General features: G+C 73.6%; 19 protein-coding genes. 9 read left to right on the top strand and 10 right to left on the bottom strand.

Translation table 11 applies throughout. The features are described 5' to 3' along the window. Positions 1-5: 5 nt before the first annotated feature. A complete protein-coding gene (locus ACFPL3_RS16690) occupies positions 6-998 on the bottom strand; it encodes an alanine racemase (RefSeq protein ID WP_343943950.1) in 993 nt (330 codons plus the stop codon). A gap of 72 nt (positions 999-1,070) precedes the next feature. Here ACFPL3_RS16690 and ACFPL3_RS16695 point away from each other — a divergent pair, with 72 nt between their 5' ends. Continuing rightward, entirely contained in the window at positions 1,071-2,330 is a 1,260-nt protein-coding gene (locus tag ACFPL3_RS16695; protein WP_379589274.1) for a multidrug effflux MFS transporter, read from the top strand. Between the two features lies 1 nt (position 2,331). Here ACFPL3_RS16695 and yczE read toward each other — a convergent pair whose 3' ends face one another. Further along, complete coding sequence (gene yczE / locus ACFPL3_RS16700; RefSeq protein ID WP_343943953.1) at positions 2,332-2,958, bottom strand: membrane protein YczE; 627 nt, start codon at positions 2,956-2,958, stop codon at positions 2,332-2,334. An 87-nt stretch (positions 2,959-3,045) separates the two neighbouring features. Between yczE and ACFPL3_RS16705 the strand changes: the two genes are divergently transcribed. Both ACFPL3_RS16705 and ACFPL3_RS16710 read left to right on the top strand, forming a co-directional pair. Further along, on the top strand, positions 3,046-4,974 hold the full coding sequence (locus ACFPL3_RS16705) for a TPM domain-containing protein (RefSeq protein ID WP_379589276.1): 1,929 nt from the start codon (positions 3,046-3,048) through the stop codon (positions 4,972-4,974). A 94-nt stretch (positions 4,975-5,068) separates the two neighbouring features. Next, positions 5,069-6,415 (top strand): DUF222 domain-containing protein, encoded by a 1,347-nt coding sequence (locus ACFPL3_RS16710; RefSeq protein ID WP_343939323.1) that lies wholly within the window; start codon positions 5,069-5,071, stop codon positions 6,413-6,415. On the opposite strand, the gene ACFPL3_RS16715 is transcribed toward ACFPL3_RS16710, so the two are convergent. Next, positions 6,405-8,708 carry a beta-xylosidase/alpha-l-arabinosidase gene (locus ACFPL3_RS16715; protein WP_343939325.1) on the bottom strand — a complete coding sequence of 768 codons (2,304 nt, stop codon included), beginning with the start codon at positions 8,706-8,708 and terminating at the stop codon, positions 6,405-6,407. The two genes, ACFPL3_RS16710 and ACFPL3_RS16715, sit on opposite strands and share 11 nt — an antisense overlap. A 106-nt stretch (positions 8,709-8,814) precedes the next feature. On the opposite strand from ACFPL3_RS16715, the gene ACFPL3_RS16720 reads away from it, so the two are divergent. The 3 genes from ACFPL3_RS16720 to ACFPL3_RS16730 all read left to right on the top strand — a co-directional run bounded on the left by ACFPL3_RS16720 (position 8,815) and on the right by ACFPL3_RS16730 (position 11,878). After that, complete coding sequence (locus ACFPL3_RS16720; RefSeq protein ID WP_343939327.1) at positions 8,815-9,825, top strand: LacI family DNA-binding transcriptional regulator; 1,011 nt, start codon at positions 8,815-8,817, stop codon at positions 9,823-9,825. A 55-nt stretch (positions 9,826-9,880) separates the two neighbouring features. After that, complete coding sequence (locus ACFPL3_RS16725) at positions 9,881-11,155, top strand: MFS transporter (RefSeq protein ID WP_343939329.1); 1,275 nt, start codon at positions 9,881-9,883, stop codon at positions 11,153-11,155. A gap of 69 nt (positions 11,156-11,224) precedes the next feature. Continuing rightward, positions 11,225-11,878, top strand: a complete 654-nt coding sequence (locus ACFPL3_RS16730; protein ID WP_343939330.1) for a response regulator transcription factor — start codon at positions 11,225-11,227, stop codon at positions 11,876-11,878. Here ACFPL3_RS16730 and ACFPL3_RS16735 read toward each other — a convergent pair. Further along, entirely contained in the window at positions 11,875-12,222 is a 348-nt protein-coding gene (locus tag ACFPL3_RS16735; RefSeq protein ID WP_343939332.1) for a response regulator, read from the bottom strand. The genes ACFPL3_RS16730 and ACFPL3_RS16735 overlap by 4 nt on opposite strands. 242 nt (positions 12,223-12,464) lie before the next feature. On the opposite strand from ACFPL3_RS16735, the gene ACFPL3_RS16740 reads away from it, so the two are divergent. Beyond that, a complete protein-coding gene (locus ACFPL3_RS16740; protein WP_343939334.1) occupies positions 12,465-12,698 on the top strand; it encodes a hypothetical protein in 234 nt (77 codons plus the stop codon). Between the two features lie 9 nt (positions 12,699-12,707). Here the strand turns inward: ACFPL3_RS16740 and ACFPL3_RS16745 are convergent, their stop codons facing one another. From ACFPL3_RS16745 to ACFPL3_RS16755, 3 genes are read right to left on the bottom strand one after another with little or no spacing between them, the layout of a single operon-like run. Continuing rightward, a complete protein-coding gene (locus tag ACFPL3_RS16745) occupies positions 12,708-13,712 on the bottom strand; it encodes a Gfo/Idh/MocA family protein (RefSeq protein ID WP_343939336.1) in 1,005 nt (334 codons plus the stop codon). Between the two features lie 59 nt (positions 13,713-13,771). Next, positions 13,772-14,710 carry a LysR family transcriptional regulator gene (locus ACFPL3_RS16750; RefSeq protein WP_343939338.1) on the bottom strand — a complete coding sequence of 313 codons (939 nt, stop codon included), beginning with the start codon at positions 14,708-14,710 and terminating at the stop codon, positions 13,772-13,774. A gap of 5 nt (positions 14,711-14,715) precedes the next feature. Beyond that, positions 14,716-15,561 (bottom strand): nitroreductase/quinone reductase family protein, encoded by an 846-nt coding sequence (locus tag ACFPL3_RS16755; protein WP_343939340.1) that lies wholly within the window; start codon positions 15,559-15,561, stop codon positions 14,716-14,718. 179 nt (positions 15,562-15,740) lie between these two features. Here ACFPL3_RS16755 and ACFPL3_RS16760 point away from each other — a divergent pair, with 179 nt between their 5' ends. Together ACFPL3_RS16760 and ACFPL3_RS16765 are read left to right on the top strand one after the other, a co-directional pair. Continuing rightward, a complete protein-coding gene (locus ACFPL3_RS16760) occupies positions 15,741-16,121 on the top strand; it encodes a VOC family protein (protein ID WP_343939342.1) in 381 nt (126 codons plus the stop codon). A 64-nt stretch (positions 16,122-16,185) separates the two neighbouring features. Continuing rightward, positions 16,186-18,246 (top strand): ATP-binding protein, encoded by a 2,061-nt coding sequence (locus ACFPL3_RS16765; protein ID WP_343939344.1) that lies wholly within the window; start codon positions 16,186-16,188, stop codon positions 18,244-18,246. Here the strand turns inward: ACFPL3_RS16765 and ACFPL3_RS16770 are convergent. From ACFPL3_RS16770 to ACFPL3_RS16780, 3 genes are all read right to left on the bottom strand, one after another. Further along, positions 18,231-19,397, bottom strand: coding sequence for an MFS transporter (locus ACFPL3_RS16770; protein ID WP_343939346.1), 1,167 nt, complete (start codon positions 19,395-19,397; stop codon positions 18,231-18,233). The genes ACFPL3_RS16765 and ACFPL3_RS16770 overlap by 16 nt on opposite strands. A 75-nt stretch (positions 19,398-19,472) precedes the next feature. Then, positions 19,473-20,069, bottom strand: coding sequence for a TetR/AcrR family transcriptional regulator (locus ACFPL3_RS16775; protein WP_343939348.1), 597 nt, complete (start codon positions 20,067-20,069; stop codon positions 19,473-19,475). Positions 20,070-20,102: 33 nt separating this feature from the next. After that, the gene (locus ACFPL3_RS16780) at positions 20,103-20,948 is read right to left on the bottom strand and encodes a hypothetical protein (RefSeq protein WP_343939350.1); all 846 of its coding nucleotides are present in this window, start codon (positions 20,946-20,948) and stop codon (positions 20,103-20,105) included. Positions 20,949-21,128 lie beyond the last annotated feature (180 nt).

Consider the following 21,128-nt stretch of genomic DNA (forward strand, 5'->3'; position numbering starts at 1 on the left):
CCGGCTCACCAGCCGCGCATGTCCACCGGCCAGGTCTCCAGCACGGTGTCACCGTCCACGAGGTGCATCCGCTCGTGCAGGGCGACGGTCGGGTCCACGTGGGCGGGGAGCACCCGCACCCGCCCGCCCACGTGGACGGGCTCCCGGGGCACGAACGTCGTGTGCTCGTCGGAGCAGGCCCGCACGTGGGCACCCTCGATGGTCGGCAGACCGTGGTCCATGCCGAGCGCCTTGAGCCCGACGTCCGCCACGGCGCGATCCGGTGCCACCGAGATCACGGTGCCGAGCACGGAGAGAGCCTGACCGAACGGGTGGCCGAGCGCCCCGTAGGCGGTGTCCATCAACGCGTACGACCCGGCCTGGATCTCCGTGGCCCACGTGTTGTCGAGGTGGGTGCCGGTGCCGCCCGCGCTGATCACGTCGCCGCCCACGTCGGCGGCAGCGCGCAGGAGCAGCTCCATCGCCCCACCCGTCCGGCGGGCCCGCTCGGCCGCGTCGGGCACGAGCACGAGGTGGCCCTCGTAGCCCATCACGCCGCGGACGTGCAGGCCGGCGGCGCGCGCCGCCCGGGCCAGCGCGCCGGCGTTCTCGGGCGCGCACCCGCACCGGTTCTGCCCCACGTTCACGTCCACCAGCACCTCGCGGACGCCACCCGCGGCGGCAGCGGCCACGGTCTCCGCCGAGTCGACGGCCACCGTCACCCGCGCCCCGTCCGCCACGAGCGCACCGAGGCGGCGCGTGTCGAGCACCTCGTTGGCGAGCAGGAGGTCGGCACCGAGCCCCGTTGCCGCCATCACCTCGCACTCGCGGACCGTCGCGCACGTGAAGCCGGTGTGCCCGTGCCCCGCCTGCCGCCGGGCGAGCGCGCTGGTCTTGTGCGCCTTGACGTGCGGGCGCAGCCGCGGGCCGGGCAGCGTCGCGCTCATCGTGGCGAGGTTGGCGTCGAGAACGTCGCGTTCGACGAGCAGGGCGGGGGTCGTCAGCTCGGAGATCAGCACGAAACCCAGTGTCCTGCCCCACACAATCGGGTGATCCGGAATGTCGCCGCGGCGATTCTTCTTGATCGATCAGTGACGCTGACTGCCGGCCGTGTGGCCCCTGCCGTTCCGGGCTCCCGCTGGGATCGCCTCCGGCTCGTCCTGATCCTCGGTTCGTTCACGGCGCTCGGCCCGCTGACCATCGACCTCTACCTGCCGGCACTCCCCACGATCACCGGGGAACTGCTCACCACCTCGGCCAACGTCCAGCTGACGCTCACCGGCACCCTGCTCGGTCTCGGCCTCGGCCAGCTCGTGATCGGCCCGCTCGGCGACCGGTTCGGCCGCAGGCGGCCGCTCATCGCCGGCGCTGCCGTGCACGTGGTCGCCTCCCTGCTGTGCATCGTGGCGCCCGACGTGGCCGTGCTCGGGGTGCTGCGGGTCCTGCAGGGCCTCGGCGCCGCGGCGGGCGCCGTCACGGCGATGGCGATCGTCCGCGACCTCTACACCGGCCGCGCCGCCGCCACGCTGCTGTCGCGATTGATCCTCGTGATGGGGGCCGCACCGGTCCTCGCGCCGACCCTCGGCGCGCAGATCCTCGCCTTCACCTCGTGGCGCGGTGTCTTCGCCGTGCTCGCGCTCTACAGCCTGATCCTGCTGCCCGTCGCGGCCCGTGCGCTCCCGGAGACCCTCCCCCCGCACCGCCGCGTCACGTCCGGGGTCGTCGGCACCCTGCGCACCTACCGCGGCCTGCTGCGCGACCGCACGTTCGTCGGCCTGATCCTGGTGGCGGGCCTCGCGATGTCGGCCGTGATGAGCTACGTGTCGGGCGCCTCCTTCGTGTTCCAGGAGGAGTTCGGGCTCAACCAGCAGCAGTTCGGCCTCGCGTTCTCCAGCGGCGCGATCTGGCTGATCCTCGCCAGCCAGCTCAACCCGGTCCTCCTGCGCCGCTTCGAACCCCGCCAGCTGCTGCTGAGCGCGATCGCCGTGGCCGCGACGGCGAGCCTCCTGCTCGTCGCCGTCGCCGCATCGGGCGCGGGCGGGCTGTTCGGCGTGCTCGTGCCGCTGTGGATGGTGCTGCTCTCCGTCGGCTTCGGCCTGCCCAACGCGCCCGCCGTCGCGCTCTCCCGCCACGGCGAGACCGCCGGCACGGCCGCCGCCCTGCTCGGCGCCACCCAGTTCGGCGTCGGCGCCGTGATCTCGCCGCTCGTCGGTGTGCTGGGCAACAACGCCGTGGCCATGAGCACGACGATCGCGAGCGGGCTGGTGCTGTCGCTGACGGTGCTCGTGCTGCTCGTCCGCCCCTGGCGGCTGATCGACGCCGAGCCGGAGCCCGCGGCCGTCGCGGCCTGAGTCAGCGGCGGGTGCGCACGGCGAGGAAGGGCAGGAACAGCTGGGTGAGCGGGCCGATCGCCAGCGCGTAGAGCACGGTGCCCACCCCGACCGTGCCCCCGAGCAGCCACCCGCCCGCCAGCACGGCCACCTCGATGCAGGTGCGCACCAGCCGCACGGAACGCCCGGTGCGCGCCGACAGCCCGGTCATCAGACCGTCGCGTGGGCCCGGCCCGAGCCGCGCACCCACGTACGCCGCGGTCGCCACGCCGTTCAGCACGACCCCGCCCACCAGCAGCGCGATCCGGGCGACCAACGCGCCCGGCTCCGGCAGCACGGCGAGCGCGACATCGATCGTCGCCGCGATCACGACGACGTTCGCGACCGTGCCGATGCCGGGCCGCTGGCGCAACGGGATCCACAGCAGGAGCACGATCACACCGGTGATCCCGGTGGTAACGCCGAAGCTGAGCGGCGTCTGCCGGGTGAGCCCCTCGTGCAGCACGTCCCACGGGTTCAGGCCGAGGCCGCTGCGGATCTGCATCGCCATGCTCAGTGCGTAGAGCACGAGCCCGCAGAGCAGCTGGGGCACCCGGCGGCCGGGGTTGCGGGTGACGGGGAGCGGGCGGAGATCGACGACGGCCACGATGCCATCCTGCGCGTCGCGGCCACCACCGCCGACGGCCAATCCGGCGCTGGTGGACCGCACCGGGGACCGAGGCGAGATGATGGGCCCGTGTCGATCGCAGAGGGCGCCCTGCGCAGGTTGTCCGTTCTGATCGTGGTGGTCGCAGCGCTCGTGCTGGCCGGCGGCACGGCCGGGGCCGAGCCACCGCTGCGGCTCGACGACCGCGTCACCGACCGGGCCGGGGTGCTCGCACCCGAGGACGTCGCGGAGGTCCAGGACGCGATCGAACGCCTGCGCGCCGAGACCGGCGTGGACCTCTTCGTGGTCTTCGTCGAGTCCTTCGACGGCGCGGGCGGGCAGGAATGGGCCGACGAGACCGCGCAGCGTTCGCAGCTCGGCGAGGAGGACGCGCTGCTCGCCGTCGCCGTCCGCGACCGCGCCTACGGGGTGTCGATCTCCGACGACTTCCCGATCGACGAGTCGCGGGTGGACGCGGTCCGCACCGAGGACGTCGAGCCGCGGCTGTCGGCGCAGGCGTGGGCGGGTGCCGCGATCGCCATGGCCGACGGGTTGCGCTCCGGCGGCAGCGGCGGGCTCGGGCTCGGACTGGCGCTGGCCGGGGGTGCCGCGGTCGTGGGGGCAGGTGCCTACGTCATGCACCGCAGGCGGCGGCGCGCCACGGAGGAACCTCCGGCCGGCGACGTCGCGCCCGACGACTTCCCCGGCGTCTCGAACGAGGACCTGGCCTACCGCGCCAGCGCCGCGCTGATCGAGGTCGACGACGCCGTGCGCACCTCCGAGCAGGAGCTCACCGCGGCGCGCGCCCACTTCGGCGACGAGGCCGTGGCGGGTTTCGCGGCCGCGCTGGAGCAGGCGCGCGCCGACATGCTGCGCGCGTTCGCGCTGCGCCAGCAGCTCGACGACGACCAGCCCGAGGACGAACGCGCCGCCCGGGCATTGCACGCGGAGATCATCCGCATCGCCACAGCGGCCGACGACCGGCTCGACGAACAGGTCGAGGCGTTCGACGCCCTGCGGGGCCTCGAGGCCAGGGCGCCGGAGTACGTCGGTGAGCTGCGCACCCGGCTCGACGGCGTCCGCGGGCGGCTGCCCGCCGCCGACGCCGCGTGGGCGGCATTGCGGTCCCGGTACGCCGCCACCGCGCTCGAACCGGTGGACGGCGACCTGGAGCAGGCACGGGAACTGCTGACGGGGGCCGAGGCCGAGCTGGTCGAGGCGCAGGAGGCGCTGTCCGCCGGCAGCGGCACCGCAGCCGCGGTCGTGGCGGGCCGCGCGGCGGAGGACGCGATCACACAGGCCGAGACCCTGCTCGACGGCATCGGGCGCCGCGAGGCCGAGCTCACCGACGCCGCAGGCCGGATCCCGGCGGCCCGCGCGGAGGTGGAGCTGGACCTCGCCGAGGCGCGCGCGTTGCCCGGTGAGGAGATCGGTCCCGTGGTCGCACGCGCGTCGGCGGCGCTCGCCGCGGCCGACGAGGCGGCGGGCGGACCCACCCCGGACCCGATCGCCGCGCTGCGGCTGCTCGACGAGGCCGGCAGCGCCCTCGACCGGGGCATCGCCGACGCCCGCGCCGCTGCCGACCGGCGGCGGAAGGCCGCCGCCGCGCTCGAGCAGGCCGTGCTCACGGCGCGGTCGAGCATCGCCGCGGCCGAGGATTTCGTGGCCACGCGGCGGGGCGCGGTGGGCGCCCAGGCGCGCACCCGGCTCGCGGAGGCGAGCCGCCACCTGGACCGGGCCGGGTCGCCGGACCCGGTGGCCGGGCTGCGGGAGGCGCGGCAGGCCGACGCCCTCGCGCAGGAGGCGCTGCGCCTGGCCCGGGCGGACGTGGCGCGGTGGTCGCGCCCCGGGCCGACCACGAGCACGGGCGCCGACCTCGCCGGGCTCGTCCTCGGCGGGATCCTCGCCGGGGCCACGGGCGGGTACCGCGGGCATCGACGGGGCGGTGGCGGATTCTCGCCCGGCAGCTTCGGCGGCTCGGCGAGCCGGGGTCGGCGGGGCGGCGGCGGCCGTTTCTGATCGCCATTCTGGCGAAATCGTTCACAATAGTTAACGGTGCGGATCACCCGTTCAGACCTACTGATCGAACACGTGTTCGAATAAAGTCCGTCGCATGTCGGAATCGGATCCTGCCGCGGCCACCAGCGCCGATACGGCTGCCATCTCCGAGTGGATCGACCGACTCGCCGCGCTGCAGCGGGACGTGAGCGATGCCGAGCGGATCGACCTGATCCGAGCCCTCGAACACCTCAAGGCCGCTGCGGCCGCCGCACAAGCCCGCACCACCGCCGACCTGCACACCTCGGTACGAGCCGCGCACCAAGCAGCCGGGATACCGGCCCGCAGGCAAGGCCGTGGCGTGGCCGCGCAGATCGCGATGGCCCGACAGGAGTCCCCCTACCGGGGCAGCAGACACCTCGGGCTGGCCCGCACCCTGATAGACGACATGCCACACACCCTCGCCGCCCTCGAACGGGGCACCATCTCGGAATGGCAGGCCACCCTGCTGGTGCGCGAAACGGTGTGCCTCTCCCGCGAACACCGCCGGCTCATCGACACCCGACTGTGCACCGACCCCTCATTGCTCGACGGGTGGGGCGACCGCCGGCTGGTCGCAGAAATCCTGAAAGAGGCCTATCGGCTCGACCCGATCGCCGTCACCAAACGACGCAGCCAGGCCGAGTCCGAACGACGGGTCACCAGCAGGCCCGCACCCCACACGATGTCCCACATCACCGCGTTGCTCCCCGTGGCGCGCGGGGTGGCCGTGTACGCCGCCCTGTGCAAGGCCGCCGACACCGCGATCGCCGCCGGCGACGGCCGCACCCGGGGGCAGCTGATGGCCGACACGCTCGTCGAGCGGGTCACCGGGCAGGCATTCGCGAGCGCCGTGCCGGTGGAGGTCCAGCTCTTGATGACCGACGGCGCGCTCCTCGGCGCCGACGACGAACCCGCGCACCTGGTCGGCCATGGCCCGATCCCCGCCGACATGGCCCGCCGCCTCGCGGTCGCGGCCGCCGAGGGCGAGACGGCGTGGCTGCGCCGCCTCTACGCCACCCCGGACACCGGTCGCCTGGTCGCGATGGAATCCACCCGCCAGCGCTTCCCGGCCGGGCTCGCCAGGTTCATCGAGGTCCGCGACCAGTACTGCCGCACCCCCTGGTGCAGCGCGCTCATCCGCCACATCGACCACGCCCGTCCCCACCACGAGGACGGCGCCACCTCCGAGGCCAACGGCAACGGGCTCTGCGTCCAGTGCAACCACGCCCGGCAGGCACCAGGCTGGCAGGCCCGGCCGGTGCCCGGGCCACGCCACACCGTGCAGGTCACCACACCCACCGGCCACACCCACCGCACCACCGCGCCGGCACCGCCCGGGCACCCGCCCGCGGCACGGCGCCGCCCACGCGGAAAGCGGGCGGGCCGGCCCCGCGGCGGGTCGCAGTCGGTCAGCGGGTGATCTCCACCGCCACCACCCTGCGGTCCGCGCCGGTGATCTCGTGCACCGGGCCGGTGAGCTCGACCTCGCCGGTGAGCACGGGCTCGGCGCAGCTGCGGCCCACGAAGAGGCGCACCGATCCCGGCTCGACCACGCGGACCATGCGCCGGTCGCTGAAGGCCAGTCGCTGCGTGGGCACGTCCAGCCGCACCTCGGCAGTCTCACCAGGCTCGAGGTGCACGCGGGCGTAGCCGAGCAGTTGCACCACAGGCCGGGTCACGGAGGCCACGACGTCGGCGGCGTAGAGCTGCACGACGTCGGCGCCGGCACGGTCGCCGGTGTTCGTCACCCGGCAGCTCGCCACGATCGCGCCGTCGGTGGGCACCTGGGATGCCGCGATCCGCAGGTCGGAGTGGGTGAACGTCGTGTAGGAGAGCCCGTGCCCGAAGGGCCGGACGGGGGCGGTGTCGAGGTTGCTGACCGAGCTTGCGCCGCCGAGCGTCGGGTGCAGGTAGCTGTAGGGCTGGGCCCCCACCGACGGCGGCATGCTCACCGGCAACCGGCCCGACGGGTTGATCCGCCCGGAGAGCACGCCTGCCACAGCGCCCGCCCCTTCCTGCCCGGGGAAGAACGCCTGCACGACGGCGGCGCAGCGCTCGAGCGCCCAGCCGACGGCGTAGGGCCGGCCGGTGAGCAGCACCAGGACGATGGGCGTGCCGGTCTCCAGCAGCGCCTCGACGAGCTGCCGCTGCACACCGGGCAGCTCGAGCGAGTCGGCGTCGCAGCCCTCGCCGGAGGTGCCGCGGCCGAAGAGGCCCGCCCGGTCGCCGACGACTGCCACGCACAGCTGGGCGGCCCGCGCGGCCGCGACCGCCTCGGCGATGCGGCTGGTGTCGTCCGTGTCGACGTCGGCGCCGGCAGCGTGGGTGATCGTGGCGTCCGGCAGCTCGGCGCGCAGCGCGTCGAGGACGCTTGCGATCTCCAGGCCCGGTTCGACGCCGTCGTGCAGGGAGAGCACGTGGTTGAGGAAGCTGTAGCAGCCGAAGAGCGCCGCGGTGTCGTCGGCGTTCGGCCCGACGACGGCCACCCGGTCCGGGGAGGCGAGCGGCAGGGTGCCGTCGTTCGACAGCAGCACCACCGACTCCTCGGCCAGCCGGGCCGCGATGGCCCGGTGGGCGGGTGGGTCGAGGTCGATGGCGGCCGCGTCGACGTCGGCGTAGTCCTCCGGCTGCCGGTCGAGCAGGCCCAGCCGCGCCTTCTGGTTCAGCACCCGCTCCAGGGCGCGGTCGACGAGGGCCTCGGGCAGCGCACCGGATCGGACCTGCTCCGCCAGCGGCTCCAGGAAGGCGTTGCCGGTCGGCAGCTCCACGTCGATGCCGGCGGCGAGGGCCTGGGCTGCCGCGGCGCCCAGGTCGCCGGCCACCTTGTGCAGGGTGTGCAGGAACGCGACGGAGAAGTAGTCGGCCACGACGGTGCCGGTGAACCCCCACCGGCTCCGCAGCACGCCGGTGAGCAGTGCGGCATCGGCGGCGACCGGCAGGCCGTCGATCTCGGCATAGGAGTTCATGACCGAGTCGACGCCGCCGTCGAGGACGGCCATCTCGAACGGCGGCAGGAGGACGTCGGCCACCTCGCGCGGGCCGGCGTGCACGGGGGCGAGGTTGCGCCCGGCCCGGGAGTTCGAGTAGCCGACGAAGTGCTTGAGGGTGGCGACGACGCCGGTGGACTGCACGCCCCGCACGTACGCGGTGCCGATCGTGCCGACGACGTACGGGTCCTCGGAGATGCATTCCTCGACGCGCCCCCAGCGGGCGTCGCGCACGACGTCCAGGACGGGGGCGAGGCCCTGGTGCACACCGAGGCTGCGCATGGACGCACCGATCGCGGCACCCATCTCCTCGATGAGCTCCGGGTCGAAGCTGGCGCCCCAGGAGAGCGGGGCGGGGAAGGTCGTCGCCTTCCAGGCGGCGAGGCCGGTGAGGCACTCCTCGTGGACGAGCGCGGGGATGCCGAGGCGGGTGTGCTCGACGAGCCAGCGCTGGCGGGCGGCGAGCTTCCGCGCCCCGTCCACGGGTTCGACGGGGGCCGTGCCGAACGGCCGGGTGAGCTGCCCGAGTCCGTTGGCGGCGAATGTTTCGAACGCGGTTTCGGCGGCCTGCATGGCGTCCTGCATGGGGGCGACGTCGCCGCCCTCCCCGGTTCCGCCGCGTCCTTCCCACAGGGCCACGAGCTGGGCGAGCTTCTCCTCGAGGCTCATCCCGGCGACGAGCTCGGCGACCCGCGTCGATGCGCGGGGTGTCACGTCTGTGCTCATGGTAGCGTCCTCGAAAGTTTCCGACACTTGCGGGCGTGCGCGACGACGGTAAGTTCGGCGTCGCCACCCGTCAAGCCGCGCAGCGAGTTCGCCGGGGAGGACCGTGATGCCCAGCCGCCGCGTGACGATCGCCGAGATCGCCGCTTCCGCCGGCGTGTCGGTGCCCACCGTCTCGAAGGTCCTCAACGGCAGGGCCGATGTCTCGGAGACCACGCGCAAACGCGTGCAACAGATCATGGTCGACCGCGGCTACCAGCGACGTGCGGCCGGAGCCCAGCGCCCGGTCGGCCTGATCGACATGGTGGTGCCCGGCCTCGACTCCCCGTGGGTCGTCGACGTGTTGCGCGGCGCGGAGTCCGAGGCGCGCAAGGTCGGCAGCCAGATCGTCCTCACCTCCGCGGAGGGAGCGCCTGCGGGCGACCGGCGGTGGCTCGACCGGCTGGCCAGCCGCCGGTCCGACGGGCTGGTGCTGGTGGTGAGCGAGGCAGCCCCGGAGGCGGTCGAGCAGCTCAGGGCCCTGCACACCCCGGTCGTGCTGCTCGATCCCGTCGGCGGCAGCGACCCGTCGTTCCCCACGGTCGGGGCCACGAACTGGGCGGGCGGGCTGTCCGCGGTCGAGCACCTCGTCTCCCTCGGCCACCGCAGGATCGCCGCGCTCTCGGGGCCGCCGCAGCTGGCGTGCAGCCAGGAACGGGTGGAGGGCTACCGCGCCGCGCTGGGCCGGGCGGACATCGCGGTGGACGAGCGACTGGTGCGGTTCACAGAATTCACCACCAGCGGGGGCCTGGCCGGCGCCCGCGCCGTGCTCGACGCGCCCGACCCGCCCACGGCGATCTTCGCGGGGTCCGACATGCAAGCGTTCGGGGTGTTCCACGAGGCGGCGGCGCGGGGGCTGCGCATCCCGGAGGACCTCAGCGTCGTCGGGTTCGACGACGTCACGTTCAGCGCGCTGGCCACGCCGCCGCTCACCACGGTGCGCCAGCCGCTGACGCGGATGGCGGCCGAGGCGGTGCGGATCCTGCTCGACGCGGACGACGCGTCGCCGGGCCCGCCGCCGCGCGTGGAACTTGCCACACACCTGGTCGTGCGTGGGAGTACGGGGCCTGTTCGGCGCTGATCGCGCGCGAGACGGCGTATAGTTGCTTATTGGCAGGCAACTATACGGAGGTCCCATGACGTTGATCGGCGAGCGCGCGCTCGCCCCCCTCGACGCACTGCGTCGCCAGACGTTCGCATCACTCGCCACCCCCAACTACCGCCGGTTCATCAGTGGCCAGGCCGTCTCGCTGGCCGGCACCTGGATGCAGACGATCGCCCAGTCCTGGCTCGTGCTGCAGCTCACCGGATCGGCCACCGCCGTCGGCCTCGTCGTGGCCCTCCAGACCCTGCCGATCCTGCTGTTCGGACCGTACGCGGGTGTGGTCGTCGACCGCATCGACCGGCGCAGGCTGATGATCGGCCTGCACATGCTGATGGGCACCCAGGCCCTTGCGCTCGGTCTCCTCACCGCCACCGGCACGGTGCAGCTGTGGCACGTCTACGTGCTCGCCTTCGTGCTCGGCTCGGTCACCAGCCTCGAGAACCCCGCCCGCCAGACGTTCGTGCTGGAGCTGGTCGGCCCCGCGAACCTGCGCAACGCGGTGAGCCTGAACTCGGTGCTCGCGAACGTGGCCCGCGCGGTCGGCCCCGCGCTCGCGGGCATCGTGATCGCCACCGGCGGCATGGCCATCTGCTTCCTGGTCAACGCGGCGAGCTTCGGCGCGGTCATCGTGTCGTTGCTGCGGCTCGACCTCACCGCACTCATCCGCTCCGCACCGACGCCCCGCGCCCCCGGCCAGCTGCGCGAAGGCTTCGCCTACGTCCGGCGCACCCCCGCGATCGCGGTGCCGCTGCTGACGATGGCGCTCGTCGGCTGCCTCGCCTTCGAGTTCTCGGTGGTGCTGCCGATCTTCGCGAGCGAGACCTTCGCCGGCGACGCCAGCACCTACGGCTTCCTGACGGCCGCGATGGGTGTCGGCGCCGTCGTCGGCGGCCTCTGCATGGCCGCGTGGGGCCGCACGGGCCTGGTGTCGCTCGCCGCGACCGCGGGTGCGTTCGGCCTCGCGATGCTGGCCACCGCCCTCGCCCCCACCCTGGTCCTCGCTCTGATCGGCATGGCTCTCGTGGGCGCCGCGAGCGTCGCGTTCCAGTCCACCGGCAACAGCACCCTCCAGCTGTCCTCCGCACCCCACATGCGCGGCCGTGTCATGGCGCTCTGGACGGTGGCGTTCCTGGGCTCGACCCCTATCGGCGGGCCGATCGCGGGCTACGTCAGCCAGCACCTCGGCGGCCGCGCCGGCCTGGCGCTCGGCGCGGCAGCCTGTTTCGTCGCCGCGGCGCTGACCTGGGCCGTCGCGCGACGGGAGCAACACGCCGCGCCGGCGGCGGCGGCGCGGATGGACGAGTGAGGTGTCGGCAAACGGTCACAGCACGGCGTCGGTGTGTGCAGCGCAGCTCCAGGCACCGATAATCGCAGCATGACCGCGGTGAGCGTTGTCGTCGCCGACGACGACGTGCTGCTCCGGGAGGGGCTCGCCAGCCTGCTCGAGCGCAGCGGGTTCGAGGTCGTGGGACAGGCCGGGGACGCCGCGGCGCTCCTGGAGCTGGTGCACGAGGCCCGGCCGGACCTGGCGATCGTCGACATCCGGATGCCGCCGTCGCACACCACCGAGGGGCTGGACGCCGCCAAGGAGATCCGCCGCGACCGCCCGGAGACGGGGATCCTCGTCCTGTCGGCGCACGCGGAGGTCGACCACGCCATGGAGCTGCTGGCCAGCGGGCGGGGCATCGGCTACCTGCTCAAGAGCCGCGTCAGCGACGTGGCGGAGTTCATCGAGACGCTCGAGCGGATCGCCCGGGGCGGTTCGGTCGTCGACCCCGCGCTCGTGCAGGAGCTGGTCTCGGCGCGCAAGCGCAACGACCCGCTCGCCGTGGTGAGCGAGCGGGAGCGCGACGTGCTGTCGCTGATGGCCGAGGGCCGGTCCAACGCCGGGATCGCGCGCCGACTGTGGATCACCGAGGGCACCGTCGAGAAGCACGTCCGCAGCATCCTGACCAAGCTGGGCCTGCCCGACACCGACGAGGACCACCGCCGGGTGCTCGCGGTGCTCACGTTCCTGGAGCGGCGTTAGCAGCCCAGGAGGTCGCTGACGGCCCGCGCGGAGAGCAGGTTCTTCGGCAGGAAGCCCGCAGCGGGGCTCGCCGCGATCAGGTCGGCGAAGTCGTCCTGGTCGCGGGTGGAGATCAGGACGACCCGGTCCTGCAGGGCCGGGAAGTCCTCCACGAGCCGCCGGGTGACCTCGAATCCACTGTCGGCGCCGAGACTGATGTCGACGAGCACGACGTCCGGGTGCAGCTCCTCGGCCAGCTGGAGCGCTTCCTTCTGCGAGGTGGCCGTGCCGACGACGTCCAGGCCGTCGCGCACGAGACGATCACGGGCGACCGCGAGGAATCGCTCGTTGTCGTCGACGATCATGCATCGCCCCACGCGATCAGGATCGCAGCGGCATCACCCCGGCACATTGAAGGTAACCGGAAGGTGAGGGCTCGCGGTGAGGTCGGTCTTCCTGCCAGCAGGTATCCGGAGATGGCCGCGAGCACGGTCGACGCGGGCGCGGCGGCCCGCCACCCTGGTGAGTTGAACCCCGCGGCGGTGCGGCCACGGATGCACTGCACGACGTCGCCGTCGAGGCGACCCGCAGGGAGGCTCCCCCCACGATGATGACCGCGATACTGCTGGCCTATGTGGTCGTCGGCGCGATCCTGCTGGTCCTGCTCGTCGGTTTCGACGAGCCCGCGGTCACCGCGGCGTTCCGGCGCGACCTGCGTGCCCTGCGGGCGCACGGCTCGCTCGCGGTGATGGCGGGCGGCCCCGTCTGGGTGGCCGGCGCGGTGGCGGCGTGGCCGGTGGTGGCGGCCTGCGAGGCGATCAACTGGCGCGATCGGTCCTGAGGCGGCAGATCAGGCCGGTCCGTCCAGCTCGGCGGGCCCTTCCTGGGGGTGCATGCCGAGCTGATCGGCCACCGAGCCCAGCACGTCCTGCACGGCGATCGTGTCGGCCAGCGGCATCACGGTGCTCTCCGTGCGCCCTGCGAGCACGCCGTCGGTGACCTCCCGCAGCTCGTGGACGTACCCGCCGCCGGTGTGCGGGCGGGTGATCTCCTCGGGTTCGCGACCCGCGCGGTGCAGCACGATCGTGTCCGGGTGGTGGAACCGCGGGAGGACGTCGATCCACCCCTCGGTGCCGTACACGCGCATCTGTCCGGGCGTGGCGCACCGCAGCGAGGTGAACAGCGACGCGGTGCGCCCGTCGGCCCAGCCGAGGAGCACGGCCTCCTCGACGTCCACTCCGGACGGCGCGAGGACGCCGTGCGCGTGCACGGTGTCGGGCGTGCCGAGCACCATCTGCGCGAACGACACCGGGTAGACCGTCAGGTCGAACAGGGCGCCGCCGCCGATCTCCGGGTTGTAGAACCGGTCGGCCGGATCGATGGGGGCACTCACGCCGAGCTCGCCCTGCACGCCGCGCACCTCGCCGATAGCGCCGTCGGCGAGCAGCTCGCGCACGCGGACGACGGCGGGCTGGAAGCGGGTCCACATCGCCTCCATCACGAACACGCCCGCGTCGCGGGCCGCCGTCGCGATCTCCCTGGTGGCGGCCGGGGTGACGGTGAACGACTTCTCCACCAGCAGGGCCTTGCCCGCCTTGATCGCCGCGAGCGCCACCGCGCGGTGCTGCGGGTGCGGGGTGGCGATGTAGAGCACGTCCACGTCGGGGTCATCGAGGATCGCCCGGTACGACCCGTGGGCACGCGCGATGCCGTTGGCGTCGGCGAACGCCCGCGCGCGCTCGGCCGAGCGTGACGCCACGGCCACCACCTCGGCGTCGGGCATGTGTGCGAAGTCGCGCACGACCTTCGCCGCGATGCGGCCCGGACCCACCACTCCCCAGCGGACGCTCGTCATGCCGTCCATCCTCGCCCACCGCCCTCCACAGCTGTGGACAACCCCGTGGAAGGACCGAACTAGTGTTCGAGCACCCCGGCGAGCGACCGCTCGAACTCGGCCGGGAGGTCCGCGCCCTTCATCGCGTCCCACACGGCGTCCACGAGGATCGAGGACGGTTCCCTGGGCAGGGCGACGAGGCCGACCGGCGGGTGCGGGTTGGGCTCGGCGAGCGGGCGCACGCAGCTGCCCTCGGGCACGCCGAACGCGTGCACCCAGGCGTGGGACACGATGCTCGACAGCCCCCGTTTCGCGATGTGCGCGTACAGGGCGCCGACGTTGTCGGTCTCCACCACCGGTGCCAGCCGAGCCCCCGCCGCCGCCATCGTGGCGTCGAGGATCCGGCGGTTGCGCATGTCCGGGGTGAGGGCGCAGAGCGGCAACTGCGCCGCAGCGGCCCATTCGACCACCCGCTCACCCGCCAGCGGGCAGTCGCGCGGCATCAGGAGCAGGAAGCGCTCCGCGTAGAGCTGCACCACCCGCATGGAGGCGGCCGACTCGTCGTCGAGGTAGGTGATGCCGATGTCGAGCTCGAAGTCGGAGAGCCGCCGCGTGATCTCGCGGGACGAGAGCGCCTCGATCCGCACCCGCGCCCGCGGGTGGGCGGCCTCGAACCGCGCTGTGATCAGCGGCGTGGCCGGCACCGCTGTGGGGATGGCACCGATCCGCAACGTGGCGGAGAGGCCGCTGCGCATCCGGTCCAGGTCGGTGCGCAGTCCGTCGCGTTCGGCGAGGATCCGGTGCGCCCACCCCACGACGCGCTGCCCCTCGGGGGTGAAGCCGCCGAAGCGCCGCCCGCGCAACACGATCGGGACGTCCAGCTCGTGCTCCAGCCTGCGGATCGCCGCCGACAGGGCGGGCTGGCTGACGTGGCAGGCCTGGGCCGCCCGGGCGAAGTGCCGCTCCCTGGCCAGCGCGACCAGGTACTCGAGCTGGCGGATCAGCACGTCGCCGGTCACGACGATCAGCGTAGGGCCGCGTCGAGTGCCGGAACCAGCTGTTCCTCCTCGTAGGCGAGGTGCCGTTCGAGCTCGCCGGTGAGCCGGTCGACCTCGCGCCGCAGCAGCGCCGGGTCTGCGGTGTCGCCGACGGTGGCCCGCAGTTGCGCGACGAGTGCGGCGATCCGCTCGTGCTCGATCCGCAGGCGTCCGAGGGTGGGCTCCAGGTCGGGGTGGCGCGCCGCGAGCATCGGGAAGAGCGCGCCGTCCTCGCCGAGGTGGTGGTTGTGCAGGCCGGCGCAGAGGGTCAGGCAGTTCGCCCGCAGCTGTGCCCCCACGCTCGCGCCGGTGGCGGCCACCTCGCTGCGGATCAGGGCGAGCTCGCGGCGGAACGCGTCATGGACCCGCAGGAGCGTGGCGCCTGCGACGGGGGAAGCCCCTCCGGCGTAGCGGGGCGGGCCGGGCAGCGCCCGGAGCGCGACCACGGGCAGGAGCCGCCCCGCCCGCTCCTCGTACGCGGCCCATCCGGGGTCGCTCTCCACGGCACGGGCGAAGGCGCGGTCCCGGTCAGCGCCCTCCAGGACGACAGCCACCGCGTCGACGACGAAGACCCCGTCCTCCACCGTGACCTGCGGGTGCGCCACGAGGTTGTGGAACCAGGCCGGGTGGCGCGGTGACCCGCCCGCGGAGCCGATGACGAGGAACTGCTCGCCGCCGTCGGGCAGGTAGCCGAGCGGCACGGTGTGCGGCGCGCCGGACCGCGCGCCGGTGGTGGTCAGCAGGAGCAGGCGGGCGCCTTCGAACGGTCCGTCGACCCGGCCGCCGTTGGCGCGGAACTCGTCGATGACCTGTTGCTGGAAATCACGGGGCATGTGGGTGGGGTGGTCCTCTCTCACGACATCCGGTGGGTGCGGGTGTTCGTGAGAGGCGGCGGGCTGCGAGCCCGCTGGGGCGTCACGCCCTGGCCGGGTACCCCGTCCGTGAATGGCCCGTGGCCGACCCGGCAGTCACGCGGGCGAACCTACTGGCGCCGGTGTGGAGGATCAACCGCATGCACCGCAGCCGCGTCTACGCCGTGATCATCGACACCCCCACCGCGGAGGCGGCGCGCGCCGCTGAGTTCTGGTCCGCCGCGCTCGGCGTGCCCGCCCGCCCCCTCCCGGACCAGCCGCAGTTCACGTCGTTGCGGGGTGCGGTACCCGGGCTGGTCACCGCGGTCCAGGCGGTGGACGACGCGCCGGGCATCCACATCGACATCGAGTCCGACGACCCGGACGCCGAGACCGCCCGCCTGGTCGCCCTCGGGGCCGAGCAGGTCGGGCGGTGGCTCGAGTGCCGGATCCTGCGGGTCCCCGGCGGGCAGGTGGTGTGCGTCCTGCCGGTCGAGAGCGATCCCGAGCTCTTCGACGCCCAGGCCAGGACGTGGCCATGACTCCGCCGCGGGGCGTAGGGTGCGACAGAAGATCATGAAGCTGTAGCCCGACGGGGAGGTCGGGGTGGGTGTGGGGGCGCTGCTGCAGGCATGGCGGGCGCGAGCATTGCTGACCCAGGAGGAGCTCGCCGAGCGCGCGGGGCTGAGCGTGCGCACGGTCCGCAGGCTGGAGTCGGACGCCGCGGCACGGCCCCAGGGAAGCACGCTCCGCCGGCTCGTCGAGGCGCTCGGGCTGGGCCCGGCCCAGCTGCAGGAGCTCGCCGCGGCAGCCCGTTCCCGGCCCCACGGTGATCCGCCTGCGCTCCGCCCCTCGCGGGGCGAGCCACCGGAGCGGGCCGGCCCGGCTGTGCTGCGGCAGCTGCCGGCACCTCCTCCGCTCTTCACCGGCCGGGCGCCGGAGCTCACCGAGCTGGAGCGGGCCCACGACCCGAGCGCCGTGGTGGTCGCGACGATCGACGGGATGGCCGGGATCGGGAAGACCGCCCTGGCCCTGCACGCCGCCCACCGGTTGTCGGGTGCGTACTCCGACGGGCAGCTCTTCCTCGACCTGCACGGCTACACGCAGAACGTGGAGCCCGTGCAGCCGGGCGAGGCCCTGGCCCGGTTGCTGCGGGCGCTGGGGGTGCCGCGGGAGCGGATCCCGGCGCACCCGCAGGACCGGGCCGCGTTGTACCGCAGCCGGCTGGCCGGCCGGAAGATGCTGGTGGTGCTGGACAACGCGGTCAGCGAGGCACAGGTACGGCCGCTGCTGCCGGGCACGCCCGGCGCGATGGCCCTGGTCACCAGCAGGCGCAGGCTGATCGAGCTGGACCACACGCTGACGGTCTCGCTGGACGTGCTCCCGCAACCGGATGCGGTCGCGTTGTTCGCCCGCTCCGCCGGGGTCGGTGCCGACGACGCGGGCGTGGCCGGCGTCGTCGACCTGTGCGGGCGGCTGCCGCTGGCCCTGCGGATCGCGGCGGCCCGGCTCCGGTCGCGTCCGACGTGGGCGGCGGGGCACCTGCTGGAGCGGCTGCGTGATCGGCAGCAACGTCTCGGGGAGCTCGACCTGGGCGAGCTGGACCTGGGGGAGCGCAGCGTCGCCGCGGCGCTGGACGTGTCGTACCTGCAGCTCGACCCCGACCTGCAGCGCGCGTACCGGTTGTGCGGACCGCTCCCGGAGTCGGCCTTCGACGTCCACGTGGCCGCGGCGCTCGTCGACGCCACGGTGGATCGGGCCGCGCGGCTGCTCGATGCCCTGGTCGACGTGAACCTGTTGCAGGAGCTGGTGCCGGGCAGGTTCACCTTCCACGACCTCGTCCGTTCCCACGCGGGGGCGGCAGCGGCGCGCGAGGAACCGGATCGGCCGTCCGCGTTCGGCCGGATGTTCGACTACTACAGCCACACCGCGTCGGTGGCGATGGACGTGCTGTTCCCCCACGAACGGGAACGGCGCCCACCGGCACCACCGGCCGGCACCCCGATCCCCGACCTGCGCGGTGCGGACGACGCCGCCGCGTGGCTCGACCTCGAACTGCCCAACCTGCTCACCGCCGCCCGGTACGCCGCCCGGTTCTGCCCGCGCAATCACCCCGTGCACCTGTCGACGACCCTGGACCGGTACCTGCGCGCGCGGGGCCGCGACGTCGAGGCGGAGGTGCTGCACCAGCAGGCGCTGACCGTCGCCCGGCGCAACGGCGAGCGGGCGGGCGAGGCGGACGTGCTCACCAGCCTCGGCCACGTCAGCAGGCGTCAGGGCCGCACCGCCCGGGCCGCCGATCACTACGGGGCCGCGCTGACCGTCGCGCGCTCCGCAGGCAACCGCCGGGCCGAGGTGGACGCGCTGCTCGGCCTGGGCCGGCTCATGGACCTGCAGGGTCGCCACGAGGCGGCCGTCGACCACATCGGCCGGGCCCTCGAACTCGCCACCGACCTCGGGCTCCCCGTCGACCAGGCCCGCGCCCACGACGGCCTCGCCCGCGTGCACCACGCGCTGGGCCGGCGGGAGGAGGCACAGCGGCACTGGCGTGCGGCGCTGGACGTCCTCTCGGACCTCGGCCCCGACATCAGCCGGGACATCGACGTGGACGAGGAGCTCAGCACCGCCGCGCTCCGGGCCCGCCTCGACGCTCAGACCACGACCTGAGCCCTCGGCGCGTCGGGGGCGGTCCGGCGGACGAGGTCGGGCACCAGGGTGAGGATCCCGAGCACGGCGAGCCCCGCCCCGATCCACAGCGGTGCCCGCAGGCCGAACCCGTCGATCACGAGCCCTCCGAGGGTGGAGCTGACGATGATCCCGCCGGTGATGAACGAACCGTGGACGGTGTTGACGAGCGGCCCGACGTTCCCGGCGCGCTGCACCCGCACCACCATCGCCGGGTTCATCGTGACGCCGACGAGCCCGATCCCGAGCATGCAGGCCACGGCGGCCGCACCGACGTGGGCGAAGAGCGCGAAGCCGGTGAGGAAGAGCAGGTTCAGCCCGAGCCCGCACAGCAGCACCACGAGCGCGTGCCGGTCGGCGAGGCGCCCGACGACCGCGTTGCCGACCACGGTGGCCGCCCCGTAGGCCACCAGCAGGAACGGCACGAGGCCGGCCTCGAACCCGCTGATCGTGGTGAGGATCGGGGTGAGGAAGCTGAACGCGGCGAACGTCGCACCGATCACGAGCAGGCTCGTGGACAGCACCAGCCACAGCCGCGGCCGCCGGAACACCCCCAGCTCGTGGCGCAGGGGGCCCGCCGCGATGCGGTCGAGCGCAGGCACCGCGGCGAACGTGGCCACGGCCGCCAGCACGGTGAGCCCGGAGATCGCCCAGAAGGCCACCCGCCAGCCGAAGGCAGCGCCGACGAACGTGGCGAGCGGTAGGCCGAGGAGCGTGCCGAGCATGAGGCCGTTGATGACCACGGCGACGGCCCGGCCGCGGACCTCCGGTGCCACCAGGACGGCGCAGATCGACACCGCGATGCCGAAGAACGCCTGGGACGCGGCACCCGTCACGAGCCGCGCGAGCAGCATCAGCGGGTAGTTCGGCGCGACGGCGGCCAGGACGTTGCCCACGAGGAACGAGGCGAAGACCAGCTGGAGCGCGGTTCTCGGGAGCAGGCGCATCACGAGCACGGTGAGCACCGGGCCGCCGAGGGCCATCGCCGCGGCGAACGCCGTGATCAGGTAGGCGACCTGGGGGATCGAGGCGTCCAGTCCGGTCGCGATCTGCGGCATGAGCCCCGCGACCACGAATTCGCTCGTGACCATGGCGAAGATGCCGAGGGCCAGCACGTGTACGGCGCGGGGCACGGTTCCTCCAAGTTTTGTACTGATCTATCCATAACGTGGGCACGCGTGTGACCCCGGGGCAGCCACCCCCGGGACTCAGCCGGTCAGTGCGTCGAGCGCCGTGTCGGCGATCGACTGCAGGACGGCCCGGTCCGCGCCGCTCTGCCCGGCCACGCGCATCCCCGCGATCACCGCGTTCAGGTATCCCGCGAGGGCGTCGGGCGCCCGCCGCGACGTGATCTCACCGGCCCGTTGCCCGGCCTCGACGACCACGCGGATCGCCGCGGCCCGCCGCGCGCCGTCCCGCTCGAGCGCCTCGGCCGCTTCCGGGTCGCGGCCGGCGAGCTCGACGGTGGCGTTCACGCTGAGGCACCCGATGCTGCGCCCGTCGCGCCGCGTGGCCATCTCTCCGTCGATCACGGTCGTGAACAGCGCCCGCAACCGCTCGACGGGCGAGCGCGACTCGTCCTCGAGGATGCCCTGCTGGTTCGCGGTCATCATCTCCAGGTAGCGCACCAGAGCGCGCCGGAAGAGCTCGTGCTTGCTGGTGAACGCGTTGTAGATGCTGCTGCGCCCCAGACCGGTGGCGGCGCAGAGGTCCTCGGTGGTGGTGGCCTCGTAGCCGTTGGCCCAGAACGTGCGCATGGCGGCGTCGACGGCGCGGTCCTCGTCGAAGGTGCGGGGGCGGGGCACCCGAGCACCGTAGCACGTTCTGTAACAGCCAGTTCAAAACCGGGTCCGCGAGCGGACCACAGCGGCGAAGGCCTCAGGCTCGTGAACCGGGAGCACCGTCGAGCCCGACCCGTGCCTGATCACGACGACGTCCCCCGCGGGCGGCCAGAACGTGTACCCGTCGACGACGAACCACGGCCCTTCCCGATCCGCTGCCGGCCGGACGAGGACACCGGTGACGTCCGCGAGATCGATCCGCGCCGCATAGCCGAACTTCGGGGTCGGACGCACCGTGATGATCAGTGCGTCGTCCGTCATCCGCACGTCGTGCTGGGAAAGCCACGCGGGTTGCCACGCCGCATCCGAGCGGATCTCGACGAGGATCTCCACATCCATTTCGCCGAGTTCGGGGGTGAGCGGGAACCGCAGCACCCGGCTCGCCCGCCAGATCGCCCCGAACTCGACCACCAGCAGCAGACCGGCGAACAACAGCGCCTGCCCCCAGGGCGGGGAAGCCGGCTCGGACCTCACCGCCACCACGATCCCGAACACAGCGGCATGGGGAAGGACCACCAACAGACCGCGGCGCGGCCAGATCGCCGGCCGCCGCCTGCTCGGCGCTCGACGTTCCTGCAGCGCGAACGCGACGAGCGGAGCCACGAGGAGCGCACCCGCCGCCATCGCGCCGACTGGCGGCACGGCCCCGTCGACCAGGGCGAGCACGACGAACACGAACGAGCCGCCGTGAACGACCTGCGCCCACGTGAGCCACAGGCGGGTCCGGCGCAGCCGGGATCGGACCCTCGCCCGCGCATCCAGCGACTGCCCGGTTTCCCGGCCGCGGGTCTCCCCTGCGGAACGATCGAACGACGCCATCCGGATCGCCGCCCGACCGGTCAACAGGAAGGACGGTCGAATGGCGAGATATTGGCGATCTTTGTCATTTTGTGGACGCTCCGCTCTTCGTTGGGCCGGCGAGATCGACCAAGAAAAATAGGCGGCTCGCGAGGCGTCGAGCCGCTGTCGAGGAGTTTCTTTGCAGGCGCTTAGGACGTCGCCGTCCGGCGGTGGACGTCGCGG

The sequence above is a fragment of the Pseudonocardia zijingensis genome (genome assembly GCF_042657305.1).
Classification (GTDB): Bacteria; Actinomycetota; Actinomycetes; order Mycobacteriales; family Pseudonocardiaceae; genus Pseudonocardia; species Pseudonocardia zijingensis.